19 protein-coding genes and 1 riboswitch are annotated in these 19,995 nt (G+C 47.7%); of the genes, 14 read left to right on the top strand and 5 right to left on the bottom strand.

The window, feature by feature from the left end:
- Positions 1-230: 230 nt before the first annotated feature.
- The 4 genes from MKY98_RS25170 to MKY98_RS25155 all read left to right on the top strand — a co-directional run bounded on the left by MKY98_RS25170 (position 231) and on the right by MKY98_RS25155 (position 4,238).
- The gene (locus MKY98_RS25170; protein ID WP_069011003.1) at positions 231-1,058 is read left to right on the top strand and encodes an HNH endonuclease; all 828 of its coding nucleotides are present in this window, start codon (positions 231-233) and stop codon (positions 1,056-1,058) included.
- A gap of 544 nt (positions 1,059-1,602) precedes the next feature.
- Positions 1,603-2,034, top strand: a complete 432-nt coding sequence (locus MKY98_RS25165; protein WP_029518696.1) for a DUF1641 domain-containing protein — start codon at positions 1,603-1,605, stop codon at positions 2,032-2,034.
- A 27-nt stretch (positions 2,035-2,061) separates the two neighbouring features.
- Entirely contained in the window at positions 2,062-3,243 is a 1,182-nt protein-coding gene (locus MKY98_RS25160) for an NAD(P)/FAD-dependent oxidoreductase (RefSeq protein WP_069011002.1), read from the top strand.
- Positions 3,244-3,434: 191 nt separating this feature from the next.
- On the top strand, positions 3,435-4,238 hold the full coding sequence (locus MKY98_RS25155) for a copper amine oxidase N-terminal domain-containing protein (RefSeq protein ID WP_069011001.1): 804 nt from the start codon (positions 3,435-3,437) through the stop codon (positions 4,236-4,238).
- A gap of 71 nt (positions 4,239-4,309) precedes the next feature.
- Here MKY98_RS25155 and MKY98_RS25150 read toward each other — a convergent pair whose 3' ends face one another.
- The gene (locus tag MKY98_RS25150; protein WP_039271810.1) at positions 4,310-5,353 is read right to left on the bottom strand and encodes a stalk domain-containing protein; all 1,044 of its coding nucleotides are present in this window, start codon (positions 5,351-5,353) and stop codon (positions 4,310-4,312) included.
- Positions 5,354-5,608: 255 nt separating this feature from the next.
- Entirely contained in the window at positions 5,609-5,785 is a 177-nt protein-coding gene (locus tag MKY98_RS25145; RefSeq protein WP_068939077.1) for a CsbD family protein, read from the bottom strand.
- A 156-nt stretch (positions 5,786-5,941) separates the two neighbouring features.
- Here MKY98_RS25145 and MKY98_RS25140 point away from each other — a divergent pair, with 156 nt between their 5' ends.
- Positions 5,942-6,457, top strand: a complete 516-nt coding sequence (locus MKY98_RS25140; RefSeq protein ID WP_023990890.1) for a DUF2179 domain-containing protein — start codon at positions 5,942-5,944, stop codon at positions 6,455-6,457.
- Positions 6,458-6,577: 120 nt separating this feature from the next.
- Positions 6,578-6,790 (top strand): cold-shock protein, encoded by a 213-nt coding sequence (locus tag MKY98_RS25135; protein ID WP_025721956.1) that lies wholly within the window; start codon positions 6,578-6,580, stop codon positions 6,788-6,790.
- Positions 6,791-6,912: 122 nt separating this feature from the next.
- On the opposite strand, the gene MKY98_RS25130 is transcribed toward MKY98_RS25135, so the two are convergent.
- The 3 genes from MKY98_RS25130 to MKY98_RS25120 form a co-directional block, all read right to left on the bottom strand.
- Positions 6,913-7,926, bottom strand: coding sequence for a substrate-binding domain-containing protein (locus MKY98_RS25130; protein ID WP_029518692.1), 1,014 nt, complete (start codon positions 7,924-7,926; stop codon positions 6,913-6,915).
- A gap of 213 nt (positions 7,927-8,139) precedes the next feature.
- Complete coding sequence (locus MKY98_RS25125) at positions 8,140-9,339, bottom strand: glycoside hydrolase family 130 protein (RefSeq protein WP_069011000.1); 1,200 nt, start codon at positions 9,337-9,339, stop codon at positions 8,140-8,142.
- A complete protein-coding gene (locus MKY98_RS25120; RefSeq protein ID WP_029518690.1) occupies positions 9,336-10,511 on the bottom strand; it encodes an AGE family epimerase/isomerase in 1,176 nt (391 codons plus the stop codon). Before MKY98_RS25120 ends, MKY98_RS25125 begins: the two co-directional genes overlap by 4 nt.
- Before the next feature lie 234 nt (positions 10,512-10,745).
- On the opposite strand from MKY98_RS25120, the gene MKY98_RS25115 reads away from it, so the two are divergent.
- From MKY98_RS25115 to abc-f, 8 genes are all read left to right on the top strand, one after another.
- Positions 10,746-12,065, top strand: a complete 1,320-nt coding sequence (locus MKY98_RS25115; protein ID WP_069010998.1) for an ABC transporter substrate-binding protein — start codon at positions 10,746-10,748, stop codon at positions 12,063-12,065.
- 67 nt (positions 12,066-12,132) lie between these two features.
- A complete protein-coding gene (locus tag MKY98_RS25110) occupies positions 12,133-13,017 on the top strand; it encodes a carbohydrate ABC transporter permease (protein ID WP_039271802.1) in 885 nt (294 codons plus the stop codon).
- Between the two features lie 2 nt (positions 13,018-13,019).
- Positions 13,020-13,853, top strand: a complete 834-nt coding sequence (locus MKY98_RS25105; RefSeq protein WP_023990883.1) for a carbohydrate ABC transporter permease — start codon at positions 13,020-13,022, stop codon at positions 13,851-13,853.
- 59 nt (positions 13,854-13,912) lie between these two features.
- Complete coding sequence (locus MKY98_RS25100) at positions 13,913-14,962, top strand: glycoside hydrolase family 130 protein (protein WP_029518687.1); 1,050 nt, start codon at positions 13,913-13,915, stop codon at positions 14,960-14,962.
- Between the two features lie 19 nt (positions 14,963-14,981).
- A complete protein-coding gene (locus MKY98_RS25095; RefSeq protein WP_069010997.1) occupies positions 14,982-15,941 on the top strand; it encodes an acetylxylan esterase in 960 nt (319 codons plus the stop codon).
- A gap of 57 nt (positions 15,942-15,998) precedes the next feature.
- Positions 15,999-16,098, top strand: a riboswitch (purine riboswitch).
- 69 nt (positions 16,099-16,167) lie between these two features.
- Complete coding sequence (locus MKY98_RS25090; protein ID WP_029518685.1) at positions 16,168-17,346, top strand: MFS transporter; 1,179 nt, start codon at positions 16,168-16,170, stop codon at positions 17,344-17,346.
- Positions 17,347-17,426: 80 nt separating this feature from the next.
- Positions 17,427-17,570, top strand: coding sequence for an RAxF-45 family protein (locus MKY98_RS25085; protein WP_165145821.1), 144 nt, complete (start codon positions 17,427-17,429; stop codon positions 17,568-17,570).
- A gap of 103 nt (positions 17,571-17,673) precedes the next feature.
- On the top strand, positions 17,674-19,737 hold the full coding sequence (gene abc-f / locus MKY98_RS25080) for a ribosomal protection-like ABC-F family protein (protein ID WP_069010996.1): 2,064 nt from the start codon (positions 17,674-17,676) through the stop codon (positions 19,735-19,737).
- Positions 19,738-19,995 lie beyond the last annotated feature (258 nt).

Below are 19,995 nucleotides of genomic sequence, written 5' to 3'. Positions count from 1 at the left end.
CACCAAGTGAGGGGGGCTAAACGTCAGACGGTCAATATGATGCTGAATGAAGAACAAGGATCGCTGTATAACGTATGCTAAATCATTAAAATTTGTTATACCTGAGTGTTCATAATGTCTCAATAGCTAGAAAAGGGAACGTGAAAACGGTAAAATGAATCTAACTTAACAATAGTTCGGGTTTTGGGCAAACCGTGGAGCGCGAGCAATAGAAGAAAGGAGGGGTGGACGTGACAGAACCGCAGCAGAATAAGGATGAAACGAGCAAAGCGCTGATAAAAAAATGTACATATTGTCAGGAGATGAGACCTTTAACGGACTTTCAGCGCAGAACGGGTCGCCGGGCGGGTCCTTATTCCCGGCGTGGTCCTTGCCGTTCCTGCCGGGGGTTGGCCCCGCAAGAACGTGCGGCTACGTCCGCTCCTTACGGCGAGGAAGCGAACCTCTCGGCTGCTCCCGTGACGCAGCATAGCCTTGGAGCAAATACGGCTGTGCACAGCCTGGAGGCGTCACTACCTATGGAGGCACAGCGCCCCCGCAGGAAGCCGGTCACGGATAAAGCGCGTGAGCGCCATCGGCAACGGGTTCGGCATCTGCTTAGTAGGCTGAAGCCTGCGGATACTCGGGCGTTGCGGCTCAATCGTAATGGCATGATTCGGCTAAGAGGTAAAACCGATCAGGGGAGACGCTGGCATCAAGAGATTGAGCTTGATCTGGCCATGACCCTGGTCAGAGAGCGTATGGCGGTGATTGTTAATCCTTACACCGTGCGCAGACTGTATAGCAACAAGGAATTTCGCCAATATGTGCTTAAGCGTGACCGCTATACTTGTTTCTTTTGCGGGGGCTACGGTGACACGATTGATCATTTACTGCCTCGGGCAAAAGGGGGTCACACGACGCCCGTCAATTGTGTATGTGCTTGCAATGAATGCAATCAAGTTAAGGCTGCCCGCGATGTAGAGGAGTTCATTGAGTCTGGTGTGCCACAGCCGTCTCCTGATGATTTCGAAGCATCTGATATTCCTGATGCTTCTGAAGACACCCTACGTAGGTAGGGCGATTCTGCCAATGCAGCTTGTTCGCCCGACCCACAAGTGGTGATGATCGGGCCTCTGTATGAATATATTTTGGGTTATTTTCATATTATCGAACTGAAACGTACGCTCTCTATTACCCTCCTCTAGTCTAAAATGACCCTTTTTCAAGGGAAACTTGGACAAAAATCGAGCTTATTCTAATTTTTATCTAAAATAACAATAAAAAATTTGCAGAAATTTGTGCAAATTTAAAATTTCTTCGACGATTGTGTTGTGAAAGGTGTAATATAGAGGTATAGGGTTCCGTTTCGGCCTGTTGTAGTCACGAAGGAACGCTTCGTGAGATATTCCGCAGCAGTAACAACAGAATAACGTCTGAGCAATATACAATTGGCATCTGCGATAAATCAGTCTTGCCCTTTAGGGTATAGGCCGGTTTAAGCTGTGCTTCTTGTATGTTTAAGGGCGTGAATTCAATGAACGTTTTATTGCTAGAGTTTATGGATACAGGTTACGAGAGAGGATGGACTTCTATTTTCACAGTAAAGGAGGACGTTCACGCATGTCTGAAAACCAACAAGAGGTGGCAGTAACACAAGAAGCTACCAAAGAGTCTCGGGATGTACTGGACCAATTGATGAAACCGGAGGTTCAGCAATCGCTGACCGTACTGGTAGAGAATCTGCCAAAGTTGACTGAGATGGTTACTTTGATGACCGACGCTTATGATGTAGCTCGCAGTCTGGCAACTGACCCTGTCTTTATCGGAGATATGAAAAACTCCATGGGAGAGTTTGTGAAGCCTGTAACAGAATCGGCTAAAGGATTGGCTTCTGCTGCGATTGAAGCAAATGACCGTGTACAAACTACGGATGGCAGTGTAGGTCTGTTCGGCCTGCTCAAAATGCTTAAAGATCCGAATGTACAAAAAACGCTGCGTTTCAGCCAGGCTTTCCTGGATATTCTGAATGAGCGCCAACGCGAAAGTAAATAATTACCTGATCGAGAACGGAGGATGGACATGTCGAAGCAAATTTTGATCTTGGGCGGCGGATACGGCGGATTGCTGGCCGCTCTTACAGCACGCCAGCATATGGACGCTAGTCAAGCAACCATTACAGTGGTTAACCGCTTTGCGTCGCACCAAATTATTACGGAACTGCACCGTTTAGCGGCAGGTACAATTGCCGAAAAAGCTGTGGCGCTTCCTTTGGAAAAACTGCTGCGTAACAAAGAAATTATCCTGAAAGTGGATACGGTTTCCGAAATTAAGCCTGACGATAAAAAAGTAACCCTGGCCAGTGGTGCTACATTGAGCTATGACGCTCTCGTTATTTCCCTCGGCAGTGAAACGGCTTACTTCGGTATTCCAGGACTGCAAGAGCATAGCTTCACGCTGAAATCCGTGGCAGAAGCCAATCGCATTCGCGCACATGTGGAAGCTCGTCTGGATGCTTACAAGCAATCCGGTAACCAAGCGGACGCTACAATCGTTATCGGTGGTGGCGGTCTGACAGGCGTTGAGCTGGTGGGCGAATATGCTGACAAATTGCCTGCAATTTGTCGCGAAAAAGGTATTAACTACGAAGATATCAACTTGTATTGCGTAGAAGCTGGACCATCTATTTTGGCAGGCTTCCCTCAACCACTGGTTGATCGTGCAGTTACAAGCCTTGAAAAACGTGGCGTTCAAATCGTAGCGGGTGTTCCGATTACAGAAATGAAAGCAGACGAAGTTCTCCTGAAAGATGGACGTTCGATCAAAACGAACACACTGATCTGGACAGGCGGCGTACAAGGTAATGCACTGGTTGGCGCATCCGGTATCGAAGTAAACCGTGGTCGTGCAACTGTGAATGGTGCACTGCAATCGACTTCTCACGAAGACATCTTCCTCGCTGGCGACAGCGCAGTGGTGTTCCCGGCTGAAGGCGAGCGTCCATACCCTCCAACTGCACAGTTGGCTTGGCAAATGGGCGAATTAGTTGGTTACAACATCTTCGCTTATTTCAACGGAGCGAAAATGGAAAGCTTTACACCGGTATTCTCCGGAACACTGGGCAGCTTGGGCAGAACAGACGCGATCGGTACTGTAGGCGCGAATGGCACCCAACTGAAAGGCGCTGTAGCTACTTTGATGAAAGAAGGCAGTAACATCCGTTACTTGTCCCATATCAAAGGACTTTTTGCATTGGCCTATTAATATTTCTTACTTTTATATGCTTTATCCAAAGAGAGTGCAATTCTGTACTCTCTTTTTGTTTTGCAGTTTAATCCATTATAAACCAGTATATGTAAAATGTCATGTGTATTTTTGGATATATGTTGAAAATTATGGTTGATCTGATATTTCTGTGGCAGTACACTAGTAACGAACAATACGAGGAGGGCATTATGAAAATCAGGTTATTAATCAGCCTTATGATTGTATTAAGTTTTGGTGCTACAAATATGAATTTGGTATCTGCTCAAGCTCAAGGACAAACGCCCATACACCTGAAGGTCAATGATCATTACGTTTTATACACCTACCCTGCATCACCTTTTGTGGATAAGAAGGGGAGACTGCTTATACCGCTCCAAGCGGCTGAGGATATACTGGGCGGCAAAGTAAGTTATAATGCAGCGAACAAGACGGCTGCTGTTGATCTGTTGGGGCGTAATGTAACGGCTACGATCGGATCACCCGAAATATCGGTTAACGGCGAACCGGTGACAATGGATACAGTCCCTATCATGCTGAGTAATGCAATGTTTTTACCGGTATCCATTTTGTTGAAGGATACAGATGCGAAGATGGAGTGGGATCCCCAACGTGGCTTATTGAAGCTAAGACATGATAGCTTTACGGAAAGTCCAGTTCTTATGAGGTTTAAGGGACAAGACTTGGCCCAAGTCATTGATGCGGATGCATTTGATCTTATTTCCTTTGACTGGGATAAAAAGAAGGATGTATTGAATATTCATGCTACTTATAAGAGCGACTTATCGCCCGCCTTCAAGCAAATTGACTTTAATCCTATGATTGTTTATAGCAAAGGGACCTATAGTGTAAATCCTTATTCTAGACCCAGCATGTTTTACAAAGTGAAAACCACCACTCCTGGTAATTTGGTTTATACGAGAAATATCGATACAATCGATGCGGATAAAGACTATATAAAATATATTACTTCTGTAGGCAGATTGATTGAGTAGTGGAATGTATGTTGCTTGTACATCACAAAAAAGCGACAAAGGCTTAAGGGCCTTTGTCGCTTTTTTTATAATTAAAAGTTAGTAATTAGGTTGCGGTTGTCCTTGTTGCGTATAGTTCCATTGATTCTGTCAATGGACTCTCTGTCTTTAAGGAAACTAATGATGCCATCTGTCAGGTTACTTCTTTGCAAACCTGAGAGTTTATTCCAGTCATCCAAACCTACAAACACATCCACGTCAGCTTTACTGCTGTCGCCTCTTACACTGAAATCAAAGCCAACTCCGGCGTAGCTGCTATATCTGTTGAACAAATCACGTTGGATCGTGTTTGCGTCGAAGGATGAAGCTACATCCCTCAGAGTAACATTGCCTCTGCTATTGGTTGTAAAGGTTGCCAATTTATCTCTATTACTGGAGTTCTTAACCGTACCCTCTACCTCGGCATCTTTATACTCTTTCAAAATATCATCCACGATGTCCTCCAGGTAGTCCTCTTTTCTGCTGTCGGATAGGTCAGTCCATCTGGATTTTGTCATTTCGATGGTCACCGTAATATCCTTTTTGTTACCATCCAGCGTGATATCCGAGTTGGTTTTATAGTCGTCCCTGTGATCATCGTTCAGCTTCTTTTGAAGATCCTTCAAGGAGCTAGAGCTGTTTTTGCTCGCTTCATCTTTCAGCGTTTGATTGTCTTTTTGTAATTGAGCAATGGTAGCGTCCTTCGTCGTGTTTGCTGCTTTCGCTGTGTTGAGCTCTTGAGTCAGCGTCGTAATCTGGTTGTTCAACGCCGTAACTGTAGATTGATCAATCGGAACGCCGTTGTCAGCAATGACTACGCGTTTGTTTGTACCATCCCATGTTACTTTTTTATCCAAAGCTGTACCTGCCAGCTTCAGTGGGATATACGTTACGCCATCCAGCAGGAACGGTTCTGTTTTGGCATCAGTAGGAACCTCGGTTCCGTTGTAGATGATTTTAATATTGTTATATACTGCTTGGATCGGCTTAGTCACTTGTGCGGCATATGTGGATTGGCTGAAAAGAGCCCCGGATATGGCCAAGGCGGATACGGCAGTGATGATGACAGGTTTTTTGATAGATTTCAGTGATTTCATTCGTTGGTCTACCCCTTTATTTAAGAATTATAGCCTGGTTCATAGACTAGAGTAACATTAATGCCTACAAAATCCAACAGCTTGGAGAGTCATTATGGGTTGTGCTTATATTGGTTAGACGCAACAGCAACCATAAAAGTTGCCCTGTTTGCGCAAAAGTTTTTCCAAAAGTATCCGAACAACACAAAACAAGCCCGCTGCACAAGACAGCGAGACTTGTTGGTAAAACAGTGCGCCGAGGTTATCCATTCAGGATTATTTGCCGTCCTTCAGTTTGCCTGCTGTTTCCTGAAGATGGCCTTTGGCCTTATCCAGTTTACCTTCGGCTTGAAGGGACTTATTATCGGTAGCGTTCCCGATTTGGTCCTTGATTTCACCTTTGGCTTTGTTCACATTACCTTTGATTTTATCGCTAATTCCGTTATCCTTCATGTTGAAGCCCTCCTTATGTGATCGAACTTTCATTCAGCATGCTGTAGTTAGTCATTACCCGAGCAAGGGTAATACGAAACCAGAGGCTGTATATCACAGACGGGGGTATAATGTTGGATACGGGTTAAATCAGAACGTGAAGTGGGGAGTGAGCGCATGCTCAAAATTTTATTGTTTATTCTCGTTATTCAAATTATTTACGTATCGGCGTATACACTGCGCATGATTCTGACGCTGAAAGGACAGAAGTACATTGCTGCGCTCATTAGCACCGTAGAAGTTACGGTCTATGTGTTGGGCTTGAATGTTGTGCTTAAGTACCTGGATCAAGTGGCAAGTCTTGCGGTATACGCCATTGGCTATGCATTGGGTATTCTGATTGGAGCATGGATTGAAGAAAAAATAGCGCTTGGTTATGTCACTGTTAAGGTGATCAGCAATGAGATCAATGGAGGAATTGCCAATGCGCTGCGGGACAAAGGATACGGCGTTACAGCCTGGCTGGGCAGTGGGCGTGATGGAGAGCGCCTGGTGATGGAAATTTTGGCTAAACGGAAAAACCAGAATAAGCTGTATCAGTCCATTCTGGAACTGGACCCTAAGGCTTTTGTCATTACGGTAGAGCCGAAGCAATTTCATGGCGGCTTCTGGACCAAGGCTATCCGTAAATAAACATTTTGGTAAAATGCGCATATTTTTCGGAGCTTGGAGCATATTAATACCCGCACAGGTTGGAATTAACAGTAAGCCGACAGGGGATATTACCCTATAAAAAACCGAGGGGGGATATAGATGTACAGACGCCAGGCCCCGGAAATCATTCCAGAGGAAAATACGGCTATTTGGTCGTGTACAAATGAGGGTTGCAACGGCTGGATGCGAACGGATTTCACCTTTTTGAACGAGCCAGCTTGTCCATTTTGCCAAGCCTCGATGGGGCAGGAAATGCGGATGTTGCCGATTCTCAATCGGGCGGGCAATTCCTTTGTCGCTCAGCGCTCCTAATTCAGGATTGTGCAAAACCCGCAATTAAAAGTGAGTACGATGATCACACTGCAATACTTCTGAACGTCAAAAGCCGCTCCAGCGACATGCTGAGCGGCTTTTGGTTGTGGAATATTTGATGATCATGGCCTCTCGATGGGCTGCACGGAGTCACGATATACAATATGACCCTGCACCAGGACCCGACCAAAGCGACTGCCGGGATGGCTTATTTTTTTCATCATCGAATCAATTGCGGTACGTGCCATCTGCTCGATGTCTACTCCGACTGTGGTCAGTTGCGGAACAATAAGAGTGGCGTATACATCATTGTCAAAGCCGACCACAGAGCAGTCTTCAGGTACGCGGTATCCCAGAGCAATGAGCTTGTGCACCAGATTGTGAGCGACCTGATCGCAATTACATACAAAGGCAGTCGGCAGCGGCTGAGGAAGCTCCATTTCAACATAAGAGCCTTCGTCGTCCCGGTCACTGAGCACCCACTCGTTACGGAGAGGCAACCTGTGCTCCAGCAAGGATTTATAGTAGCCGAGGAAACGATCCTGAATACTACTGGTGGAATAGAGGTTGCCCACATATGCAATATCCCGGTGTCCCTGGGCGATCAAATAGTTGGTCAGCTCATAGGCTCCGTAAAAATTATCCGTCACCACGGAGTCGATATCGGCATGCTCATCATAAAAATCGAGAAACATTTTGGGCAGTTCCATGGTTTGTACAAGCTCAATATATGGCTTGCTCACTTGGCCTAGGAGAATGAAGCCGTCCACCTTACGGTCGTAATAGATACGTGGCAGATTAAGCTGTTCCTCGTCTTCGCGATGGAGGATGTGAAGGATGCCGTAGTAGCCGTATGGCTCCAGTGCCCGTGAAATTTGCTGGTAGATGTGCAGATAAAACGATTGGCCAGGGCCGGTAAAACGTTCGGGAATGACAACACCAATGTTATAGGTGAGGCCCTCCTTCATGGACTTGGCAACGGTATTGAAACGATAACCCATTTCGCCCGCGAGCGTCTTAATACGCTCTTTTAGCTCCTCGCTAACCCCATCCTTGTCATTGAGCGCCTTCGACACGGTCACGCTGCTTACTCCCAGCTTATCTGCAATATCCCGCATCGTTACGTTGCTCTTCATTCCTGTTCCGCCTTCCAATTTTAAAAAGATAAGCATCTTGCCTAAATCCAAAGAATGGATGCAAAATGCTGGGGGAATATATTAGTAGCTTAGCTGCCTGTAAAGATACAAAGACTGGCAGCGTAGCTGCCCATAGAACAACAATTAGCCTGCGGGTAACAGTTGTTCTATGGATAGTATACATGGTTCCGCAAGCAGGATAAAGCCTGCGGCTTATGTCTGCTGAGAAGGACGGGAGTACGCTTTCAATAGCGCTTCATTGTGATGAATCAGATCACGGCGAACAGCGGCGCTGCTGAGAGAGCGCAGCGGGTCGGATGGTGTATTGAAGGTGTAGTCCTCCAGTCGAGCGATGGTGGTCGTCGCCACGTGGATACGGGTATCACTAGATGCGTAGTAGATAAAGACTTCATCTTGTTCGTTAACAACAGCCCCGTTGCAAAAAATAACATTCGAAACGTCGCCCACGCGTTCCTCATCATAAGGAGCTAGAAAGTGCCCGCCGGGCTTAGCAATGACGCGCGTAGGGTCTTCCAGACTGGTGGCAAAGGTATACAGCACATACCGCAGCCCGGCGGCCGTATTGCGTACCCCGTGAGCGATATGAATCCAGCCGAGCTTCGTCTTAATCGGGGCGGGACCCTGCCCGTTCTTGGCTTCGTACACCGTATGATAACGGCGCTCATCAATGACGGTTTCGTGTTCAATCACGGGCTGTGTAATATCTTTGCACAGGCCGAAGGCAATGCCACCGCCCGAGCCGGTGGAAATAAACCCGTCCTGAGGACGAGTATAGAAGGCGTATTGACCGTCCACAAATTCAGGGTGCAGGACAACGTTGCGCTGCTGTGGGGACTGGGTAGTAATGTTGGGAAGCCGGGTCCATGTACGAAGATCACGAGTACGGACCAGTCCGGCCTGAGCGACAGCACTGGAGGTATCGTGAGGTGGCGCGTCAGGGTCCTTTTTTTCCGAGCAATAAATACCGTAAATCCAGCCGTCCTCATGCTTCACCAGCCGCATATCGTACATATTTGTTTCTTCTGGGTCGATATCCTCCCATACTAGGGGGGCGTCAATGAATCGAAATTGATCAATGCCGTTATCGCTTTCTGCCAAAGCGAAAAATGATTTTCGATCCAGTCCTTCGGTACGCGAAACAAGAATGTATTTTCCTTCATGATAGATCGCCCCTGGATTCAATGCCGCATTTACACCCAGCCGCTCCATGAAAAAGGGATTAGTTTGCGCATCCAGATCGAACCGCCAGTGAAGTGGAACATGATGGCGTGTGAGCACTGGATAGAGGTAGCGCTCGTAGATACCATTGTAAAAGGTAGTTTTAACCTCATTAGGGCGTGTAATCAGTTCCTCTTGCTGCAATAGCAGCTCATCGTATTTGCTATGAATCATTGGTTTTCCATCCTTTCTAGCATTTCTATGCAAAATCGGCTGTTGTGATAAGGGCACTTCCAAGGGCCTGCAATCTCTCTCGCATCAGGCTTACCATCCGCTTGAACTGACCAGAACCATTCGCCTCCGGGGCGCGGATCTATGATATATTGCCGAGTATAGGCCCACAGATTACGCACAATTTGCAGAAATCGTTCGTCATTTGTACGTTGAAACGCATTGTAAAAACCAACCATCCCCTCAGCCTGTACCCACCAAATACGTGAGGTGTCTACCCGCTCTCCTTCCCGCTCGTTGATGAGCGATCCGTCTGGCTGAACAGCGCGCTCTGCTACCGCATTGGCAATATCCATCACCATATCCACGTATTCTGACGGGTAATAACCCAGCACATTCATAGCGTCCTCAATCAACCAGCTGGCTTCGATGTCGTGACCATATGAGGTCAGGTCAAGCAGAGAGCGCCATTCACGATCGAAGAATACCCCCAATCGTCGGGCAGAAGCATCGTAAACACGACGATATAAAATATCCAGTACGTTCGTCAGTGCATCTCGAACCTCTTCATTTGGCCAGACGCGCAGCAATTGGGTATACGCTTCCAAAACATGAATATGCGTATTCATGGTGATATGCGCGGTAACTCCATTTTCGCTGAGCAGCTCATTAGGCTGCGTGTTCCACAAGCGGTCATACTGTTCGCCGTATGCCTGCCGGGCGGGATCATATCCTTTTTGCTCCAGCAGGTGGAACAGCTCCATAGCTAGTGGCAATGCATTCGGGTCGTCTGTAGCACGTGCATACTCTGCTAGCGCATAGATCGCGAATGCCTGCGCGTATACATGCTTGCACGTGTCCACGGGTTGCCCGGTGTAGTCCACCATCCAATACATTCCTCCATGTAATGGATCAAGCAGGTGATCTCGCAGGAATGTGAATGCATCTCGTGCGGCTTCTGCATAGGTATCTTCCCCTGTTACACGAGCAGCCGCCGAGAAGGACCAGAGTAACCGTGCAGTGGCAATCCCGCCTTTGTCGGCTTGGTTATGAGTGTGCAGATCCACATCCACCTCGCCGTAAAACCCACCGTGTGTCTCATCCTTCAGTCCAAGCCAGAATGGGAGTATGTGTTCCTTCCATTCCTGTCTAATTTCGTCCAGTAGTGTTGCCAAGAGACAAAGCCTCCTTCGGGAAAAATATTAGGTTATCGTTAACTTTACAGAATTATCATATCTAGCTGTTTGTAAACTGTCAACCATGCTAAATTGGTGTTTTTTCATAAGGTGTGACCGATTCCACTTCACAAAAAAAGAATATTGCAATTGACATAGTAAGCGCTAACATAATAAAATGATTTTGTTACTTTAACGATAACCTTATTAAAAAACAACAGGAGGAGTCGTCTCATGAAGTTGTCCAAGGTTTTGATGTCATTACTATCTGTGGTTTTGTTAGCTGGGCTGTTTACTGGCTGTACCTCAAAGAAGGATGAGCCAGCTGCCAGCTCTGATCCAAAGGCCGTGGAAGGTGAAATTACGGTTATCACACAGCGGACAGATATTGTGGATACGGTATTTCAGGACTACGCTAAGGAATTTAACAAGCTTTATCCGAACGTGAAGGTCAATTTCCAGGCATTGGCCGATTATGATGGTCAAATTAAAATTCGGATGGGGACCAGGGATTACGGGGATGTTTTGCTGATCCCTGGCAGTATTCCAGTTGAAGAGCTGCCCAATTTTTTCGAACCACTGGGTACTTATGAGGAGATGAAAAACAAGTATACCGGCATTGAAGAACGTACGGTGGATCATAACAGCTACGGTATTCCGATTGCGATGGTTTACTCTGGTGTGATTTATAACAAAAAGGTGTTCAAGGACGCAGGAATCACGCAGCTTCCCAAAACACCGGACCAATTCCTGACAGCGTTACAGCAGATTAAGGACAAAACCAAGGCAGTGCCGCTGTTTACGAACTATGCCTCTGGTTGGGCACTGACCCAGTGGGAGTCTAGTCTGGCAACATTGGCGGGTACAAAGGAATACGTGAATGTCACACAACCGAATACAGATGACAATTTCACAAAGGGCCAGCCTCACTATGAACTGTATAAGGTCCTATACGATGCAGCTAAAAAAGGCCTGATTGAAAAAGATCCAACGACTACGGATTGGGAGACCTCCAAGGCAGATCTTGCTCAAGGCAAAATCGGTACGATGGTGCTTGGCTCTTGGGCAATTGACCAGATCAAAAGCACAGCTCCTAACAAGGATGATATCGGTTTTATGCCTTTCCCGACGAATGCCTCCAAGGTACTTGTGCCGCTGGCTGGTGACTTTAACCTCGGTATTAACGTAAACAGTGAAAATAAACCAGCGGCCCGTGCCTGGGTGGATTGGTTTACCGAAAAGTCCAACTATGCTGTAGAGCAGGCAGGCAGTATTAGTCCGCTGAAGGGTGCTCCAATGCCTAGCATTTTGAAGCAATACGAAGATCAGGGGGTCGTTTTTGAAACACTTACTTCATCTCCAAAAGGACAGGAAGGAATTGTTGATAAAATCGACAAAATGGGCGAAATTGGTTTGTGGCAGCCTGATTTCAAGAAACGCATTATTGAGGCAGCGGTGGGTAACCGCCCGGAATCGTATGACGCCATTATGAAAGATCTGAACGATGCATGGGTGAAGGCGCGTGCTGAAGTGGCTGCTAAGGAAGCAAAATAGCCATCTGAACTGACGAAAAGAAAGGATCGACGTAGCAGTCGATGGACGGATAGCCAGGAGGTGCAGCATGTTAAAATTTTCGAATCTCAGCTACTCCAAACAAAGATTGGCGATTATTGTTGCCTTTTCATTTATTCCGCTAGCGCTGCTGATCACTTTTGCGTACTTGCCAGTGATCAATATGTTTAAGTACAGCTTTTCGGACTGGAACGGCTATAGTAAGCGTCTGGAATATGTGGGTTTTGAAAACTATATCAAAATCTTTACCGATCCCGAGTATTTCTCGGTGTTTAAGGTCAGTCTGTATTACTTTGTAGCCACGTTTGTACAGATGGGTCTGGCCCTTTATTTTGCAAGCATTCTCAGCTTTCAGACCTGGTTTAAAAATTTCTTTAAAGGCGTTTTGTTTTTTCCTTCCCTGATGAACGGGGTGGCCATTGGTTTTATTTTTCTATTCTTTTTTAAGCCAGACGGCACGCTCGATACACTGCTTCAGGCAGTGGGGCTGGGTTCGTATGTCAAGCTGTGGCTGGGCAACCCGGAGATTATCAATATTTCGCTAGCGGGCACGTCGATCTGGAGATACATGGGCTTTAACTTTATTGTATTTCTAGGTGCGATTTCTTCCATATCCAGTGATCTGTATGAAGCAGCCGATATCGATGGGGCCAACCGCTGGCATCAGTTCCGCTCAATTATTTTGCCGAGCATCAAGCGGATTTTGCAGTTGAACCTCATCTTGGCCATTAGCGGTGCGGTCAGTGCATTCGATATTCCGTATATTATGACCGGTGGCTCCAATGGTAGCGAAACATTCGTCATTCAGACGCTTGATGTGGCATTCAAATACAGCAAGGTCGGTTTGGCCTCGGCGATGGCGGTTGTTCTGCTGCTGATCGTAATCGCTGTTACTCTGCTTCAACGGTTGCTAATTCGGGGAGAGGAGGACTAATCATGTATAAGCTGAAAAGAATACTGGCTAGCAGCATCAAGTATGCGGCGCTACTACTAGGTGCGTTCATTGCACTGCTGCCGATTGTCGTAATTTTGTTTGCATCTTTGAAGACGAAGACTGAATATGCGGCAACCAGTCCTCTGACTCCCCCTGTGAACTGGCTGAATTGGGCTAACTATACCAAAGCCTTTATTAACGGAAATATGCTGACCGGATTTGTGAACACAGCTTTTATCCTGTTGATTTCGATCATCGGAGCCACGTTGACCGGTTCCATGATTGCGTACATTTTGAACCGTTTTAAATTTAAGGGCAAAAGTCTTATGCTAGGTGCGTTCCTGCTCGCGACCCTCATTCCGGGGGTAACGACACAGGTATCGACATTTCAAATTATCAACAAGCTGGAGCTGTTTAACACGCCTTGGGCGGCGATCTTGCTGTATTTGGGAACGGATATTATTGCGGTGTATATTTTTCTGCAATTTCTGGATTCCATTGCGGTGGCGCTGGATGAATCGGCCATGCTGGATGGGGCCTCCTATCTGACGATCTACTGGCGGATTATCTTGCCCCTGCTGAAGCCTGCCATTGTGACGGTGATCATTATCAAGGGCGTTAATATTTACAACGACTTTTACACCCCGTTCCTGTATATGCCCAAAACAAGCCTTCAGGTCATATCGACGGCGCTGTTCAAGTTTAAAGGACCCTATGGATCACAATGGGAAGTCATTAGCGCGGGCATTATCATTGCCATTATTCCGACGTTGATTGCCTTTTTATCCTTACAAAAATATATCTATAACGGATTCGCTCAGGGTTCGGTGAAATAGAATAACGACGAAATAAAAAAAGATGAGATCAAATATCTCGGTGAGAGGAGAATATACGTATGAATAAATTGAATGTGGATTTGGGAGTAAATAGCATGCGAATTTTGGGAGAGAGTCTGCCGAAAATGCCGTGGCAGGATAAGCCTGAGGGCAGTGAGGCTCCGGTATGGAGACATACTGAGAATCCGGTCATTGGGCGGAATCCGGTGCCGGGCATTGCCCGTATTTTCAACAGTGCAGTAGCTCCGTATGAGGGACGGTTTGTAGGGGTATTCCGGGCTGAAACAATTAACGGACGTCCGCATTTGCATCTAGGCTGGAGTGACGACGGGTTGGCTTGGGACATTGAGACAGAACGGTTGCATTTGGTTGATGAGGAAGGGAACGATTACCAACCTAATTATGCTTACGATCCGCGTCTGGTCCGCGTGGAGGATACGTATTATATCATCTGGTGTACAGATTTTTACGGTGCAGCGTTGGGGATAGCCCAAACAAAGGATTTTAAAAGTTTTGTACGATTGGAAAATCCATTCTTGCCGTTTAATCGTAATGGTGTGCTGTTGCCCCGCAAGCTAAACGGAAACTTTATGTTGCTATCCCGTCCGAGTGACAGTGGACATACACCGTTTGGCGACATTTTTCTGAGTGAAAGTCCTGACTTGGTCTATTGGGGCAAGCACCGTCATGTCATGAGTAAGGGCGGACAGGGCTGGTGGCAATCGGTAAAAATTGGCGGCGGACCGGCACCGATTGAGACGACCGAGGGCTGGCTGATGTTTTACCACGGGGTGACAGGCACGTGCAATGGGCTAGTATACAGCATGGGGGTTGCCGTTCTTGATCTGGATGATCCATCTAAGGTTAAATATCGTTCCTCCAACTTCGTGCTGACCCCGGAGGAATGGTACGAGGAGCGGGGCTTTGTGCCGAATGTGGTGTTCCCGTGTGCTACGCTGCATGATGCGGACACTGGAAGAATCGCAATTTATTATGGAGCCGCTGATACGTATGTAGGTATCGCATACACGACAGTGTCCGACATTATGAAGTATGTCATCGCAACGGATGAAGTGGTCGGAGACGACCGTGAGTCTGGCCGGATGTAGCATGTAGGAGGGAACGTGAATGCCGGAGGATATGTCTTTACAGCAATTGCAGTCGTACATGGGGAGCAGCCCAAAGCCTCCTGATTTTGATGCATACTGGGAACGGGCGCTACTGGAGCTGGAGCAGCAGCCACTGAAATATACACTGGAGCCTGCTGATTTTGTCTCTCCGCTGGTGGAGTGTTACCATCTATATTTTACCGGAGTGGGCGGAGCAAAGATTCATGGGAAGCTGGCTCGTCCCAAGCATCTTACGGAACAAGGTCCAGCTTTGGCCATGTTTCATGGATATTCCTGCGACAGTGGTGATTGGTTCGACAAGGTAAGCTACGCGGCACACGGATTCACCGTGCTGGCTATGGATTGCCGGGGGCAAGGAGGGCTGTCCGAGGACAATTTGCAGGTTCAAGGAACGACGGTGCGCGGCCATATCATTCGAGGGATTGACGACCCGGACCCGGATCGGTTGTATTACCGCAATGTATTTTTGGATACGGTACAGGCGGTGCGCATTCTAATGTCTATGGAGCAGGTCGACCCTGAACGGATCGGTGCATTTGGCTGCTCCCAAGGCGGGGCACTAACGGTTGCCTGCGCTGCATTGGAGCCGCGTGTCCGTGTGGCGGTCCCGGTATATCCGTTCCTGTCGGACTATAAAAGAGCCTGGGCGCTGGATGCTACTACATCTGCATATGAAGAACTGGTTTATTATTTTCGTTGGTTTGATCCGAACCATCTGCGCGAGGAGGAGCTGTTTTACCGATTAGGCTACATCGACATTCAACATTTGGCAGATCGTATTCGTGGTCGTGTGTTGTTTGTGACGGGGCTGTCGGATATCATTTGTCCACCCTCCACGCAGTTTGCGGTGTACAATAAAATCGTATCAGACAAGGAAATACTCCTGTATCACGAATACGGTCATGAGTATCTACCTTATCTGTCGGATCGTGCCATGAGTGAATTTTTGCGGCTGTAGGGGGTTGAACTTAGCCACAGGCTCCTTTATATTAATAACTATAACCTTCGTGAATGCGTAATAAATGAATGCCCCATTTGTATAACCTCAATAATATGGTTTGAGGGTCTCTACCAGGAACCGATAAATCCTGATTACAAAAAGTGTACGTCTTGTACATTTCTTGTGGTCAGGATTTTTTTGCGTAATACGAGGGAATTTACATGACAGCAAAGGAGCTAATGTAATGAACTTCAAAGTAGTTATTTTAACGATTGCGACCTTTACGGTGGGGTTGGTGGAGCTGATTATCGGTGGCGTGCTGCCCCAAATTGCACAGGATTTGAATGTCTCCGTAAGTACGGCAGGACAGCTTATCATGATCTATGCGCTCGTGTACGCTATTGCTGGGCCAACTTTGTTGGCGTTGACCGCCAAAATCGAACGAAAACGACTGTACCTGTGGTCGATGTTTATCTTTATTCTGGGAAGTCTGCTGGCCTTCTGGAGTCCGAATTATGCAGTCTTGTTTGTATCCCGTATCATTACCGCTGCAAGCGGGTCGCTGATCGTGACATTGTCACTGACCATTGCAGTCAAAGTGGTGTCCAAGGCTTATCAGGCCCGTGTCCTCGGTGTCATCTCCATGGGGGTTAGCTCCTCCATCGTGCTTGGTATTCCAGCCGGGGTGCTGATTGGAAATGCGTTTGGCTGGCGGGTGCTTTTCCTGATTATTGCCTTGTTGACGGTCGTTGCTATGATCGTTATCAACTTGTTTATGGAACGGATTCCGACGGAACATGTTGTGCCTATGCGTGATCAATTGAAATCCTTAAAAAATGTTAAAGTCATCAGTGCTCATCTGGTGACCACGCTGACACTGGCGGGCCACTACACGCTATATGCGTATTTCACTCCGTTTTTAGAAAATATGATGGGTTTAAATGCTTCGTGGGTTAGTGTGGCCTATTTTGTCTTTGGGCTGGCGGCAGTGAGCGGTGGTTTTATTGGCGGTTCTTTGGCAGATCGGTTCGGCACAGCGAAAAGTATTCTAGTCGTCGTAGGCGTGTTTATCGCCGTGATGTTCCTGCTGCCACTCTCAATCCACTCGGTTTATGTATTTGCGCCACTATTGATCATCTGGGGCATACTGAGTTGGGCCTTGTCGCCCCCGATGCAAAGCTATCTTATTGAAAATGCGCCCGAATCGGGTAGTATTCAGCAAAGCTTTAATTTCTCCGCACTCCAGGTCGGGATCGCTCTGGGTTCTGCCTTGGGAGGCGTAGTAATTGAGAATAGTGAATCTGTTGCCACAAACGCTTGGGTGGGTGGGGCATTTGTGATTGTTGCTTTTGTCTGCGGCGTATTTTCCATTACCAGAGCCGGGACATCGCAGGCTGTCAGAGGGCACCACTCTGTTTCATAGTTCGCTGAACCATCGCCCTCTTTTATAATACGAGCAAACATGTTATACTACACACAATTATGAAGAAGGAGGTGAGGTAGGTGAATCACGAGATGCTGAACAACCGTATTAGCCAGCTGCCGATTGCTATGGCTGGCATTGTTCATGCTTTTCCATACAACGGGAGAAGTCTGTCCAATTTTAATCATATGGTTGTAAACATCGCAAGAAGACGCCTACCTTAACTCGAACGGATTGCTGTATCTTCCGAAGAGTCGCGGGGTTGCTCCTGCGGCTCTTTTTGTGTTACCCGGGTAAGGGTCTTCCTAAATAAAGGAGAGCCTGAACATGTATATAGTTAACGGTCAACAATTGAAAAAATACCACGCTGCCAATCTGATTTTGGATGGTGCATCGTTTGATATCCATACGGGAGAAAAGGTGGGACTCATCGGCCGCAACGGAAGCGGTAAAACCACCCTATTACGCCTAATCGCACGCTTGTCCCGCCCGGATGAAGGGCAGCTCGTCATCGCCAAGGATACGAAAATCGGCTATTTACCGCAAATTCCGGCGGAGTTTGAGAGCTTCACCGTGTACGAAACGCTGGCTTACGCCTATCGTGAGCTGAAGGATTGCCGCAATCAGATGAGCACACTGGAACGGGAAATGTCAGATCCGATTGCGGTAGCGGATACGGGTCTTCTGGAGAAGCTGCTGCAATCGTATGCTTCCCTACAGGAACGGTTTGAGCGCAACGGCGGCTATGAAATGGATGCAAATATTGATCAGGTAGCGGATGGTCTGCGTATTCCCAAAGGAATGTATACGCGCAGCTTCGGCTCGCTGTCTGGCGGAGAGAAAACAAAAATAGCGCTGGCATCACAGCTCATCGGACGACCGGATTTGCTGCTGCTGGATGAGCCGACCAACCATCTGGATTTGAAAGGGCTGGAATGGCTGGAGCAATTTTTGCAGGGCTACACAGGCGCGTGTGTGGTTGTATCTCATGATCGTTATTTTCTGGATCGGGTTGCCGTTAAAATGATTGAGCTTGAGGATGGCGAGGCGTTTACGTATTATACGAACTACAGCGGCTACGTTAAGGAAAAGGAAGAACGATTGCTACTGCAATTTGAAGATTATAAGGAACAGCAAAAGCGAATCAAAAAGATGAAAGAGGCCATTCGGCGTTTTGAAGAGTGGGGTCGCAACGGTGATAACGAAAAGTTTTTCAAAAAAGCAGCATCCATTCGTAAAGCACTGGAGCGTATGGAGCTGGTGAAGCGGCCTGTACTGGACCCGCAGGGGGCAGAATTTCACTTAAAACTGGAGGATCGTTCCGGTCGCCGAGTGCTACAGTTTGAAGATATTGTTAAAGCTTATGGAGAGCGTCAGATATTAAGCGGGGCAACGGGCAGCCTGGAATTCGGTGAAAAGGTAGCCTTGTTGGGCGATAACGGCGCAGGTAAAACGACGCTGCTCAAGCTGTTGCTTGGTCAGGAAAGCGTAGATGCAGGCACGGTCCAATGGGGCACGCGCGTAGAGTACGGATATTTGGCGCAGCAAGAGAGAGAACGGAATAGCCGGGCGACTGTGCTTGCTTACTTCAAGGAAGAAGCAGGGGTGGAAGAAGGCGAGGCACGCGGATTGCTAGCGAAGTATTTATTTTACGGTGCCGATGTGTTTAAACCCGTGAGCATGCTGTCCGGTGGCGAATGGTCCCGCTTGCGGCTGGCGTTGCTGGTCATAAAAAAGCCAAATTTGTTGGTGCTGGATGAGCCGACGAACCACCTGGACATTGACTCACGCGAGGCGCTGGAGGAAGCGCTGGACACCTACACGGGAACGGTGCTGGCGATTTCACATGACCGCTACTTTGTGAACAAGCTGGTAGGGCGCGTGTGGGAGCTGGAGGCTGGAAAGCTGACCTTTTATCTAGGTAGCTTTGATGAGTACCGAGCGAAGAAGCGTGAGCTGGAGAACGCTCGTTTACAGAGCGACGGGGATACCGGGACACGCCCGACATCTGCAAGCAGAGCCGCATCGGGTGGCAGCTCAGGCTCGGGCACAGCTGTACATTCTAGCGCAGCGAGCAATGGCGCGGGGACGGCTGCGCGGGCAGGAGCGACCAGCGGAGCCGATGCGAGCCGTGCTCGCTCCGGGTCGGCAGGTCGCTTGGGGGCACCCGGAGCGAAGGCCGCGAAGCTAACCCGCTCGCCCGCTGTGTCCAGCGAGCGCTTGGAGCGAGCGATTGCCGCCAAAGAAGCAGAATTGGCGGCGACAGATGCCGAGCTGGAGCTGCTCGGCACAAGCAGCGACACGATGCACATGGCGGAGCTGTGGGACGCGCGTGAGCGACTGCAAGCTGAGCTGGACACGTTGCTCGGCGAGTGGGTTGAACTGGAGTAAGTGATAGGCTGGTTGCTGAAGATAGGCAACGTATATTTTATAAAGGGATAGCCCTGAGGTAGCGCGTCTGCTGAGGGGCTATTTTTATATGGTAAAGACTAATGAGAGCGTGGGAACGGAATAACCATATATTAAAATAAATTGGTGTTAATTATTTTTTTATTATGTATGTTTACATATAAAGTAATAGATTTACATTTTGAAGCATGTGATATTGTTTTATTTGTAAGAAGGAAATAATCACTGTTAGATAAATTT

The organism is Paenibacillus sp. FSL M8-0228, from assembly GCF_038007385.1.
GTDB lineage: Bacteria > Bacillota > Bacilli > Paenibacillales > Paenibacillaceae > Paenibacillus > Paenibacillus polymyxa_D.
Note: the sequence above shows the minus strand (reverse complement) of the source record. Positions and strands in the feature narration are given on the sequence as shown.

Excerpts from the sequence above, each read along its gene's own strand:
- MKY98_RS25165 (WP_029518696.1), top strand. The coding sequence starts at position 1,603 with ATGTCTGAAAACCAACAAGAGGTGGCAGTAACACAAGAAGCTACCAAA.
- MKY98_RS25160 (WP_069011002.1), top strand. The coding sequence starts at position 2,062 with ATGTCGAAGCAAATTTTGATCTTGGGCGGCGGATACGGCGGATTGCTG.
- MKY98_RS25155 (WP_069011001.1), top strand. The coding sequence starts at position 3,435 with ATGAAAATCAGGTTATTAATCAGCCTTATGATTGTATTAAGTTTTGGT.
- MKY98_RS25150 (WP_039271810.1), bottom strand. The coding sequence starts at position 5,353 with ATGAAATCACTGAAATCTATCAAAAAACCTGTCATCATCACTGCCGTA.
- MKY98_RS25145 (WP_068939077.1), bottom strand. The coding sequence starts at position 5,785 with ATGAAGGATAACGGAATTAGCGATAAAATCAAAGGTAATGTGAACAAA.
- MKY98_RS25140 (WP_023990890.1), top strand. The coding sequence starts at position 5,942 with ATGCTCAAAATTTTATTGTTTATTCTCGTTATTCAAATTATTTACGTA.
- MKY98_RS25135 (WP_025721956.1), top strand. The coding sequence starts at position 6,578 with ATGTACAGACGCCAGGCCCCGGAAATCATTCCAGAGGAAAATACGGCT.
- MKY98_RS25130 (WP_029518692.1), bottom strand. The coding sequence starts at position 7,926 with ATGAAGAGCAACGTAACGATGCGGGATATTGCAGATAAGCTGGGAGTA.
- MKY98_RS25125 (WP_069011000.1), bottom strand. The coding sequence starts at position 9,339 with ATGATTCATAGCAAATACGATGAGCTGCTATTGCAGCAAGAGGAACTG.
- MKY98_RS25115 (WP_069010998.1), top strand. The coding sequence starts at position 10,746 with ATGAAGTTGTCCAAGGTTTTGATGTCATTACTATCTGTGGTTTTGTTA.
- MKY98_RS25110 (WP_039271802.1), top strand. The coding sequence starts at position 12,133 with ATGTTAAAATTTTCGAATCTCAGCTACTCCAAACAAAGATTGGCGATT.
- MKY98_RS25105 (WP_023990883.1), top strand. The coding sequence starts at position 13,020 with ATGTATAAGCTGAAAAGAATACTGGCTAGCAGCATCAAGTATGCGGCG.
- MKY98_RS25100 (WP_029518687.1), top strand. The coding sequence starts at position 13,913 with ATGAATAAATTGAATGTGGATTTGGGAGTAAATAGCATGCGAATTTTG.
- MKY98_RS25095 (WP_069010997.1), top strand. The coding sequence starts at position 14,982 with ATGCCGGAGGATATGTCTTTACAGCAATTGCAGTCGTACATGGGGAGC.
- MKY98_RS25090 (WP_029518685.1), top strand. The coding sequence starts at position 16,168 with ATGAACTTCAAAGTAGTTATTTTAACGATTGCGACCTTTACGGTGGGG.
- abc-f (WP_069010996.1), top strand. The coding sequence starts at position 17,674 with ATGTATATAGTTAACGGTCAACAATTGAAAAAATACCACGCTGCCAAT.